Consider the following 11,577-nt stretch of genomic DNA (forward strand, 5'->3'; position numbering starts at 1 on the left):
TAGGGTGTGTTATAAGCCACCCAGGCATTGAGGGAGGTAATCTCGCCTAATTTTTCAAAACCGAAGTTAATCATTGCGATAAAAGCAATGAACACCAAAAGCATGGCGCCCACGTTTGCGGCCAGTTTTAAACCTTCGGTAGTACCGTTAGCAATGGCGTCTAATAAATTTGAGCCTATTTTATCTTCAGAAACTTCAACTTCATTAGTGATTTCTTTTGTTTCCGGGTAGAGCATTTTAGCGATGACGATGGCACCGGGTGCCGCCATGACTGAGGCAGTCAATAAATGCTTGGCATAAAATATTTTCATCACTTCGTCTTCACCACCCAGAAAGCCAATGTATGCTGCCAAAACACCGCCGGCAACTGTGGCCATGCCACCCACCATAACGAGCAGCATTTCAGACTTGCTCATCTTTTCGAGATAGGCTTTAATCATTAATGGGGCTTCAGTTTGACCTAAGAAAATATTGCCTGCAACCGATAAGCTTTCTGCTCCGGAAATGCCCATTAAACGGGTTAACACCCAGGCAAGTCCTTTGACTACAACTTGAATAAATCCGAGATAAAACAAAACCGAAGTCAAAGCCGAAAAGAAAATGATGGTGGGCAACACCTGAAACAAAAAGATAAACCCAAAACTTTCCACATTCATCATGCCGCCGAGAAGAAATTCACTTCCTGCCTGTGTAAAGTCAAGAATCTTGACAAATATTTTCCCTACAAATTCAAAACCGGCTTGAATAAAAGGGACTTTCAATACCCCGATTGCCAACAACAATTGGGCTGTTAACCCGATACCTACTGTTTTCCAGCGAATGGCTTTTTTGTTGCTGCTAAAGAGAAAAGCAAGCAGTATCAGCACCAGCATGCCCAAAACCCCTTTCCACAAGCTTTCTGCTGTGAAACCGGCACTGGGTATCATTTCTTTTTGGATGACTTCTTCAAGCGAAGCGGCACGGTCTGAAAAGCTGTATGTAACGTCGTTTTCAGTAAATGCAAGTTCGTCTTCGGTGAGTTGGGTGATGTGATATCTTCTGATGGTATCGTTGGGCTGGGTGTAAAACAACACCAGTAAGTTGTGCTGAAGCAGATAGTCACCTGAAGCTTCCAGATTGTCTTTCGCCGAAAGGAAATATTGAAATTTTCCCTGATTGAAAACGATGGTATCAGTAGCCGGATTGACTTCAAACAGTGCTTGATTTTCAGTATCTGTAATGTCAGTAAAAGACCAGGTTTTTTCTATGGATTGTCCAAAATTGACTTGTGATACAAACAGAAAAATACTGAGGAATAGAAGTCTGATCATTGGACGGACGGGTTATTTTTCCCTTTTGGAGATTTCATCCCTGATGAGCGCCGCTTTTTCATAATCTTCATTGTCAACGGCTTTGTCGAGCATATTGTGCAACTCTTTTAGGGAATAGGTTTTATAACTTTTGGTTGATTTTTTAGTGGATTCGGTATCATCAGTCATCAGTTGCTCCAGTATGGCCTGTTCATCTTCGGGGGTTTCCTTTTTCTTGGGGCCGGCTTTTAAAAATATACCGGCTTTTTCCAGGATGTTTTTGTAGGTGAAAATGGGCGCATTAAAGCGTAAAGCCAAAGCAATGGCATCACTGGTTCTGGCATCGATGATTTCTTCAATTTTATCCCTTTCGCAAATAATGCTGGAAAAGAAAACGCCGTCCACCAGTTTGTGGATGATGACTTGCTTGACCTGAATTTCAAAGCGATCGGCAAAGTTTTTAAACAAATCGTGGGTGAGTGGTCTTGGTGGTTTGATTTCTTTTTCCAAAGCAATGGCAATGGATTGTGCTTCAAAAGCACCAATGACAATTGGAAGTTTTCTTTCACCGTCAACTTCGCTCAAAATCAGGGCGTAAGCGCCGTTTTGAGTTTGACTGTAAGAAATTCCTTTTATATTAAGTCTGACTAAGCTCATAGGACAAAAAACAGAAGGCTGTTTAAACAGGGCCAAACCTTATTTAAACAGCCCTTAGAGAGGCACAATTTATAAAAAATTATGCGTTATTGGCTTTAAATTCTTTTAATTTTTCGATGAGTTTTGGAACTACTTCAAAAGCATCACCTACAATACCATAATCAGCAGCTTTAAAGAAAGGTGCTTCGGGGTCATTATTAATGACCACTTTTACTTTTGAAGCATTGATACCCGCAAGATGCTGGATGGCTCCGGAAATTCCAATAGCGATGTATAAATTTGAAGCTACAGGTTTTCCTGTCTGGCCCACGTGCTCGCTGTGTGGTCTCCAGCCCATATCACTCACCGGTTTAGAACAAGCAGTTGCTGCGCCCAAAACTTCAGCAAGTTCTTCAATCATTCCCCAGTTTTCAGGGCCTTTTAATCCGCGCCCTCCTGAAACAATAATTTCTGCATCGGCGATGGTGGCTTTTCCGGTCACTTTGTCAACGGCTTCCACTTTTACTGAAAAATCGGCGTCGTTTAATGAAGGTGAAAAACTTTCGGCAGTAGCTGGAGTCGGGTTTTCTTTTAAACCGTAAGCATTTTTGGAAAGCCCGATGATTTTTATATCTGATTTTAATTCTGTTTTCGCGAAAGCTTTATTTGTAAACACATTGGACTTTACAACAAAAGGCGAAGTGCCTTCGGGCAAAGTAACTACATTGGGTGCATAAGCTCCGTTTAATTGCACCGCAAGCAGAGGCGCAAAAAATTTGCTGTTTGCACTGCTGCTGAGAATGACCACTTTGGCACTTTCTTGTTGTGCCGCCTGGGCAATGGTGTCTGCATAGGCTTTGGCGTTAAACTGCTCCAATTTGCTGTCTGAAACCTGAAGCACTTTTGAGGCACCGTAAGTTCCCAGCTCTGAAGCATCTCCACCATTGATGGAAACTGCTGTTACAGTTGTGTCAAGCATTTCGGCTATGCCTTTGGCATAGGAAACGGCCTCTAGGGCTATTTTTTTAAACTTTCCCTGATCTGATTCTGTATATACTAATATGGACATTTTGTTTATGTTTTGGCCTCCCCCGACCCCTCCAAAGGAGGGGAGTTGTGTTAAGAGGCGGGTTTATGATTAACTTATATAATTCCCTCCATTTTGGGGAGGGTTAGGGTGGGGCATTTATATCACTTTGGCTTCGTTATGAAGCAGGTCAATAAGTTCTCCTACGTTTTCAGGGTCTACCATTTTCACGGCTCCTTTGGGTGCAGGTTTTTCAAAACCGGTTACTTGTGTGGTGTTTTCGGCAGCTACTGCCTCAACTACTTTCAAAGGCTTTTGGCGGGCTTGCATAATCCCTCTCATATTGGGGATGCGCAGGTCGCTTTCTTGAACAAGGCCTTTTTGTCCGCCAATGACTAATGGCAACGTTGTACTTAAAGTTTCCTTTCCACCGTCAATTTCCCTTGTAGCTTTGGCATTGTTGCCATCAATCTCCAAGCTTATGCAAGTATTCACAAAACTTGCTCCCGTAAGGGCTGCAAGCATACCGGGCACCATGCCGCCGTTGTAGTCGATGGATTCCCTTCCGGCAATGACCAGGTCATAACCGCCGTCCTGCATGACTTTGGCCAGTTGATTGGCTACAAAAAGACCGTCAGTGGGAGAAGCATTTACCCTAATGGCTTCATCTGCGCCAATGGCGAGTGCTTTACGCAAAGTGGGTTCAGTTTCCGGGCCGCCCACGTTGACCACGTGCACTGTAGCGCCTTGTTTCTCTTTAAACCACATAGCACGGGTTAAACCAAATTCGTCATTGGGATTAATCACAAATTGCACCCCATTTGTGTCAAATTTGGTGTCATTATCCGTAAAATTGATTTTTGAAGTTGTGTCAGGAACGTGACTGATACAGACTAATATTTTCATATGTTTTTAATATTTTTTTAAATAGGTCATATGGAACATCCAAGCAAATTCTAACGTTTGCGAGTTAAATTTTGTCGTGGATATTTCATCTTAAATACTATTTAAATTGGATTTCTAAATAATCACTGACAGACGTCAGTTTTGATGCCACGAAGGTACTTATATATTTTTAATTTTATGCTATGCACGCATAGTAAATTTCAGTTAAAAGTTGTTTTTTTAGAACAGAATACAAGGTTTTTAAAATTTTTATGTTGTAAGTTTAGGAGACACTGATTTTTTTATTTTGGAGAGTGGAATCTTTGGAAGAATTACAGGTGAAATTTTCGAATAAAAGGGAAATAATAGTATTTTTGTATATATTGAACTAATTATGAAAGAAATAACATTAAAAATACCTAACAAAAAGTTGAGTTTCTTTTTGGAGCTCGTCAGGCAATTGAATATAGAAATAACAGAAGAAGTTGATTTGGCCGGCGAGGTGGATGAAACGGAGGTTCCCGAAAAGCACAAAGAAATGGTTCGCCAGCGAATCGAAACAGCAAATCCCCAAGAGATGGTTCCCTGGAGTGAAGCCCGTGAGCAATTTAAATTTAAAGGTAAGTCCTAAATGAACTTCACGATTGTCATAGACCCCAGAGCAATTCAAGACATTCAGAAGGCTATTGATTATTATGACGAAAAACAACCGGGTCTAGGGAGGCGTTTTCAAGCTGAATTGGATGAGTACCTATCCTCTCTTGAAAAAAATCCTTTCTTCAACAAACGTTATGACGAAGTACACTGCTTGCCTCTAAAAATATTTCCATACATGGTGCATTTTACAATCGATGATAAAAATTTACAGATTTCTGTTTATGCAGTCTTTCATACGGCTTTAGACACTGATAAATGGCAGGAAAGGAAAAATTTGTAGCATTTCAACAAAATCAGTAAGTAAATAAATCTTGAAAGAATTAATTCAAGTTAATTTTTCTGAATTAAATCTAAATAATACTATTTTTGCCTACCCGAAATGAAAGTTTCTGGAAAATAAACATATAAGAATAAATCTATGAAAACTATACAGTTTAGGGAAGCCATAGCCGAAGCAATGAGTGAAGAAATGCGTCGCGATGAAAGTATCTATTTAATGGGTGAAGAAGTTGCCGAATATAACGGTGCTTACAAGGCCTCAAAGGGTATGCTGGATGAATTTGGCGCCAAAAGAGTGATTGATACCCCCATTGCCGAGTTGGGTTTTTCAGGGATTGCTATTGGTTCAGCGATGAACGGCAACCGCCCGATAGTGGAGTTCATGACTTTTAACTTCTCGTTGGTAGCCATAGATCAAATAATTAACAACGCGGCCAAAATGCGTCAGATGAGTGGCGGGCAATTTGATATCCCCATCGTGTTTAGAGGGCCCACAGCTTCTGCCGGTCAGCTAGGGGCAACACACTCACAGGCTTTTGAGAGTTGGTATGCCAACTGTCCCGGTTTAAAAGTAATAGTGCCTTCAAACCCCAAGGATGCCAAAGGACTTTTAAAAGCAGCCATTCGTGACAACGACCCTGTGATTTTTATGGAGAGCGAGCAGATGTATGGTGATAAAGGTGAGGTGCCTGAAGGCGAATATGTAATCCCGATTGGGGTTGCCGAAGTGAAGCGTGAAGGTAAAGATGTTACCATTGTTTCTTTTGGAAAAATCATCAAAGAAGCCTATAAAGCAGCCGAAGAACTTGAAAAAGAAAACATCAGTTGTGAGATTATAGATTTGCGCACCATCCGCCCAATGGACCACAAGACCATCATTGATTCTGTAAAGAAAACAAATAGACTGGTTATTCTTGAAGAGTCTTGGCCTTTTGGAAATATTTCAACCGAAATCACCTATCAGGTACAGGAGCAGGCTTTTGATTATCTGGATGCGCCCATCATTAAAATAAACACGGCAGACACACCGGCTCCCTATTCACCAAACCTATTAAAGGAATGGTTGCCCAATAGTGAAGATGTTGTTAAAGCTGTAAAAAAGGTTATGTATAAATAATTAAACTTATCATATTTCTTGTAACTTCGTCACTTTTCTTGGCGAAGTTTTTTTATGAAGTACACACTACTTTTCATTTTTACATTGTTTTTTGTCCTTGATGCAGTTGCCCAAACCCGGGTAAGCGGCAGGGTGTTTGACGATTTTAACCAACCGGTGCCCTTTGCCAATGTGCTGTTTAAAAATGCACACGAAGGAACTATAACTGACGAAAACGGCCGCTTTTATCTGGAGTCTAAATCCACTTATAATACTCTCGTGATTTCTTTTGTGGGTTATGAAACCAAAGAAATTGAACTTACTGCCAGAACCACTTACGATTTGCGAATTGTCCTTGAGGAATCATCCTCACAGCTTGACGAAATAGTTCTATTCGGCGGAAAACTTTCCAAAAAAGACAATCCGGCCATAGATATACTCCGTAAAATCTGGGAAAACCGAAGGTCAAATGGCGTAAAGATGTTTGACCAATACCGGTATGACAAGTATGAGAAGTTGGAATTTGATATCAATACCATTGACAGTGCTCTTATAAATAGCAGAATGTTCAGGGGGATGGAATTTGTTTTTGATTTTGCCGATACTTCACGAATTACAGGAAAAACCTATTTGCCCATTTTTATCAATGAGGCCATTTATAAAGTGTATGGCGACAATTTGATGAATCTCGAAAAAGAAATTCTTGAGGGCAATAAAAACTCCGGGTTCAGTAACAACCAAGCGTTGATTGAGTTTGTGAAAGAGCTTTATGCAGACTATGATGTTTATGACAACTACCTGAAATTTTTTGACAAAGCTTTTACCAGTCCGCTTTCCAGAACCGGGATTGATGTGTATAACTATGCCCTTTTAGACAGCGCTTACCGCGACAACAAATGGTGTTACAACATTGTTTTTTACCCACGTAGAAAAGGTGAACTCACATTCAGGGGAGATTTTTGGGTGAATGATACTACCTGGGCCATTAAGGAAATCAATATGCACCTCAACAAGACCGCCAATATTAACTGGGTAAAAGAGGTGTATATCGAGCAGGAGTTTGACGTGCTTAACGATTCGGTTTTTTTGCTTAAACGCGATCACTTTATGACCGATTTTGCCTTTTCAAAAAAAGATGAATCACGGGGTATGTATGGCAAGCGCACAACTTTATATGACAATCATGTGTTTAACGAAAAAAGGGACCGAAATTTTTACCGTGCCCAAGTGGACCCATACCAATGGGAGGTATATAACAGAGCCGATGAGTTTTGGGAAGAACGCCGGATGGAGGAGCTCAACAAGGACGAAAGACAGATTTATGTAATGCTTGATACCCTGCAAACTGTTAGAAGGTTTCAAAGGCTTTACAGTCTCGGTACTGTTCTGGCTTCAGGATATTATGAGTTGCCCGGGTTTGATGTTGGTCCGGTGTTTTCAATTTTTGGATACAATGAAGCCGAAGGATTGCTCATTCGCGGTGGTGGAAGAACCTATTTTGGTCAAAATGATATGTGGCGCTTGGAAGGTTTTTTGGCTTATGGATTAAAAGATAACAAGTTTAAATATGGCATTTCGGGAAAATGGTTGGTAGATCGAAATTCGCGATTGATTGTTTTTGGCGGAAACCGGCGGGATATAGAGCAAACCGGTGCCAGCCTGACCACTTCAAATGACGTTCTGGGAAGGAACCTGGCATCTTCATCTCTGGTGTCGGTGGGTGCCAACGACCGTTTAACCAATATTAACCTAACCACATTTGGATTTGAACTTGAGCCTTTCAAAAACCTGATTTTCAGAACTACAATGTCATACAGAACATTAAAATCGGCTACAGATACTTTCAGTCTGGATTATTTTGATTCTGAAGGCAACATACAATCTGAAATCACCCAACCTGAAATAGAACTTTCATTGACTTATACACCCGGAATCCGCACATCGGGATTTGGAGTAGAGCGCAACATCATCAATTATGGTAAATATCCCCAGTTTTTCCTTGGATACACTTACGGATTAAAAGACTTTATACAAGGCGATTTTGAATACAAAAAGCTGCAAACCCTTTACACCCAGCCATGGAATATTGGTGGCTTTGGCAGGATGTACACCACTATTGAAATGGGGAAAATTTTTGGGGAAGTGCCTTTGGGCTTGCTGAGTCCCGTGCCCGGCAACCAGACCTTGTTCAGTATATATAACACATTTACGCAACTTGATTATTATGAGTTTGTGAGCGACACTTACGCTTCGGTGCATCTGGAACACAATTTTGGCGGAAGGATTTTTTCCAGAATTGGTTTTCTGAGAAAACTTAACCTGAGGGAAATTGTGGGTATAAGAGCCATATACGGTCAGATTTCCGAAGAGAACATTGCCTTAAACGCTTCCAATATTGTCTATCAAGCACCTGAAGATATATATTATGAATACAGTTTTGGGGTGGGAAACATCTTCAAAATTTTCCGACTCGATTTCAATTTCAGGGGCAATTATTTTGAGAATGAAGGGGCCAGGTCATTTGGTGTTACCGGGGCTTTTGGGTTTCAATTTTAGACAAAAATACTTCCGATAATTTTCTTGTTTTATACTTCTTTTTATTTGTAATTTTGCACCCCGTTTTAAGGACATGATTTATGAGCGCAGCAAAACTGAAAAAATTTGACGTTTTAGTCGAAATTGCCAAAGGAAGCAGAAACAAATATGAGTTTGATTTTGATTTAAAAAAAATCAGGTATGACCGTATGTTGTTTTCATCGATGATGTATCCCGCAGACTATGGTTTTATCCCGAAAACTTTTGCTCTTGACGGCGACCCGTTGGATGTTTTGGTGCTGGTGACTGAACCTACTTTTCCCGGATGTATTATTGAGGTAAAACCCATTGGTGTGTTCCATATGGCCGACGAAAAAGGACCGGATGAAAAGGTAATTTGTGTACCAATTAGTGACCCCAATGGTGATAAAATCAATGATATTTCAGATATCAATCCGCATTTGATCAAAGAAATCGAACATTTTTTTCAGGTGTATAAAGATTTGGAAAACAAAAAAGTGGATGTTGAAGGCTGGGGCAATGTTGAAGAAGCACTTGATATTATCGACAAATGTACAGACCGCTTTGAAGGGCTGGATGAAGCAAAAAAAGAGTATTACAGTTTGTATAAAATGTAAGTTTATTAAATAAATTTTTAAGTTAAGTTTAAGGTAAAGTGAAAAAGCAGCACTATTGTAGTGCTGTTTTTTTTTGTTATGTCCTAATTTCATACTTTTGCGCTGCTTTAACCAAAATCAAATTATTTTATATATGGAATCAAACGTTATTTATTTACCGATAGCTCTTTCAATCCTTGGGTTGTTATTTATGCTATACAAGATGAGCTGGGTTAAAAAACAGTCGCCCGGTAGTGACCGCATGCAGTTTATTTCAAAAAGTGTAAAGGAAGGTGCGTTGGCATTTTTAAATGCAGAGTACCGTTTGCTTGCCATATTTGTTGTGATTGCCTCCATAGCGTTGTATTATGTTTCAACCCTGGTTGAATTGACGAGTTGGATGATAGTTCCGGCGTTTATTATTGGTGCTTTCTTTTCCGGTCTTGCCGGAAATATTGGAATGCGTATGGCAACCGATGCCAATACCCGTACTGCAGAAGCTGCTAAAACCAGCTTGCCACAAGCGTTAAAAGTTTCTTTTAGCGGCGGTACCGTAATGGGCCTGGGCGTTGCCGGACTTGCAGTATTGGGAATGAGTTTGTTGTTCTTGTTTTTCATGGGTCAGTTTATGGGCTTGGAGAACTATGATTTTTATACTAAAATGACCATCGTTCTTGAAGCCCTAGCAGGTTTCTCATTGGGAGCAGAGTCTATTGCGCTTTTTGCCCGTGTGGGTGGAGGTATTTATACCAAAGCAGCCGATGTGGGAGCAGATTTAGTAGGCAAAGTAGAAGCCGGTATTCCTGAAGATGACCCAAGAAACCCTGCTACTATCGCAGATAATGTTGGTGATAATGTGGGTGATGTTGCCGGTATGGGTGCAGACCTTTTTGGAAGTTATGTAGCTACTGTTCTTGCAGCTATGGTACTTGGAAATTATGTCATCAGGGATATGTCTGAAACCATTCAGCATACCGATGCTTTTAATAATATGGGGCCTATTTTACTTCCTTTGGCCATTGCCGGTGTGGGTGTTTTGGCTTCAGTATTGGGAACTTTCCTGGTAAGAATAAAAGACAATTCAGCTAAAGAGCCCCAGGTTCAAAAAGCGTTGGATATCGGAAACTGGTCAGCAATTATCTTAACGCTAATCGCAAGTTACTTCCTGATTGACTGGATGCTTCCTGCTGAAATGCAAATGCGTTTCTTTGGCGAGGCTATCCCGGTTATAGTGCCTTCAATCAATGTGTTCTTTGCGGCCTGTATAGGTCTTGCAGTGGGAGCTTTGATTTCATTTGTAACCGCATATTACACCAGTATAGGCAAAAAACCGGTGATGGACATTGTGCAAAACAGTTCGACAGGAGCAGCAACTAACATTATTGCAGGTCTTGCCGTGGGTATGAAATCTACATTTTGGTCGGTATTGTTATTTGCTGCCGCCATTTATGGTTCTTATGAATTGGCAGGTTTCTACGGAGTGGCACTTGCTGCTTCAGCGATGATGGCTACAACCGGGATGCAACTTGCTATTGATGCTTTTGGTCCTATCGCTGACAATGCCGGAGGTATCGCTGAAATGAGTGATTTACCAAAAGAAGTAAGAACACGCACTGATATTTTAGACTCTGTGGGAAACACCACAGCAGCAACAGGAAAAGGTTTTGCCATTGCTTCTGCAGCATTGACTGCATTGGCGCTTTTTGCTGCCTATGTAACCTTTACCGGAATTAACGGTATCAACATCTATAAAGCCGATGTTTTGGCTATGCTGTTTGTGGGAGGTATGATTCCAGTAATCTTCTCAGCATTGGCGATGCAATCAGTTGGAAAAGCTGCGATGGAAATGGTTCAGGAGGTGCGCAGACAATTCCGTGAAATTCCCGGAATTATGGAAGGAACCGCCACTCCTGAATATGCAAAGTGTGTGGAGATTTCAACCAATGCTGCTTTAAGACAAATGATTTTACCGGGATTGATAACTATTATTACTCCAGTTTTAATCGGTATTTTCTTTGGAGCTGAGCCACTTGGTGGCTATATGGCCGGAGTGTGTGTGAGTGGTGTGATGTGGGCTATTTTCCAAAACAACGCCGGTGGTGCTTGGGACAATGCTAAGAAATCTTTTGAAGCCGGAGTAATGATCAACGGCGAGATGACTTATAAAGGTTCTGATGCTCACAAAGCTGCAGTTACAGGAGATACAGTGGGTGACCCGTTTAAGGATACTTCAGGCCCTTCTATGAATATTTTGATTAAGTTAACTTGCTTGGTAGGATTGGTAATAGCTCCGGTACTTGGAGGTCACGGTGCTATAGAAACTGCTGACGACCCTAATGTGGTTAAAGAAGTTTATGTAACAGGTGATGACGGAACACAGAGATTAATTACCCAAGACCAATTGGGTCAGGCTAGAGAAACTTCAAATGAGGTTAGACAAGTATTTATTGAAACTTCTGTGCAAGGAGATGAAACAACTGCTAAAGTAACTGTAGTGAAAACTGTAGATGGTGAAAGAGTAGAAGAAGTAAATGAATTTTCAGGAAGCCACGAAGA

10 protein-coding genes are annotated in these 11,577 nt (G+C 40.9%); 6 read left to right on the forward strand and 4 right to left on the reverse strand.

From position 1 onward, the window contains the following. From AC6F75_RS07035 to AC6F75_RS07050, 4 genes are all read right to left on the reverse strand, one after another. On the reverse strand, positions 1–1,310 hold a 1,310-nt coding region (locus AC6F75_RS07035; RefSeq protein WP_500714255.1), incomplete at its 3' end, for a Na+ dependent nucleoside transporter N-terminal domain-containing protein. A 12-nt stretch (positions 1,311–1,322) separates the two neighbouring features. Then, positions 1,323–1,946, reverse strand: a complete 624-nt coding sequence (locus AC6F75_RS07040; protein ID WP_500714256.1) for a bifunctional nuclease domain-containing protein — start codon at positions 1,944–1,946, stop codon at positions 1,323–1,325. Positions 1,947–2,025: 79 nt separating this feature from the next. Next, entirely contained in the window at positions 2,026–2,994 is a 969-nt protein-coding gene (locus AC6F75_RS07045; RefSeq protein ID WP_500714257.1) for an FAD-binding protein, read from the reverse strand. A 117-nt stretch (positions 2,995–3,111) separates the two neighbouring features. Next, positions 3,112–3,858, reverse strand: a complete 747-nt coding sequence (locus AC6F75_RS07050) for an electron transfer flavoprotein subunit beta/FixA family protein (RefSeq protein WP_500714258.1) — start codon at positions 3,856–3,858, stop codon at positions 3,112–3,114. Positions 3,859–4,231: 373 nt separating this feature from the next. Here AC6F75_RS07050 and AC6F75_RS07055 point away from each other — a divergent pair, with 373 nt between their 5' ends. From AC6F75_RS07055 to AC6F75_RS07080, 6 genes are all read left to right on the forward strand, one after another. Continuing rightward, positions 4,232–4,468, forward strand: coding sequence for a hypothetical protein (locus tag AC6F75_RS07055; RefSeq protein WP_500714259.1), 237 nt, complete (start codon positions 4,232–4,234; stop codon positions 4,466–4,468). Beyond that, entirely contained in the window at positions 4,469–4,774 is a 306-nt protein-coding gene (locus AC6F75_RS07060) for a type II toxin-antitoxin system RelE/ParE family toxin (RefSeq protein ID WP_500714261.1), read from the forward strand. A gap of 138 nt (positions 4,775–4,912) precedes the next feature. After that, entirely contained in the window at positions 4,913–5,890 is a 978-nt protein-coding gene (locus AC6F75_RS07065) for a pyruvate dehydrogenase complex E1 component subunit beta (RefSeq protein ID WP_500714262.1), read from the forward strand. 54 nt (positions 5,891–5,944) lie between these two features. After that, complete coding sequence (locus AC6F75_RS07070) at positions 5,945–8,425, forward strand: DUF5686 family protein (RefSeq protein ID WP_500714263.1); 2,481 nt, start codon at positions 5,945–5,947, stop codon at positions 8,423–8,425. 80 nt (positions 8,426–8,505) lie between these two features. Further along, a complete protein-coding gene (locus AC6F75_RS07075; protein ID WP_500714264.1) occupies positions 8,506–9,042 on the forward strand; it encodes an inorganic diphosphatase in 537 nt (178 codons plus the stop codon). A gap of 133 nt (positions 9,043–9,175) precedes the next feature. Continuing rightward, positions 9,176–11,577, forward strand: a 2,402-nt coding sequence (locus tag AC6F75_RS07080) for a sodium-translocating pyrophosphatase (protein WP_500714265.1), incomplete at its 3' end; no start/stop codon positions are given.

Source organism: Planktosalinus sp. (assembly GCF_059864935.1).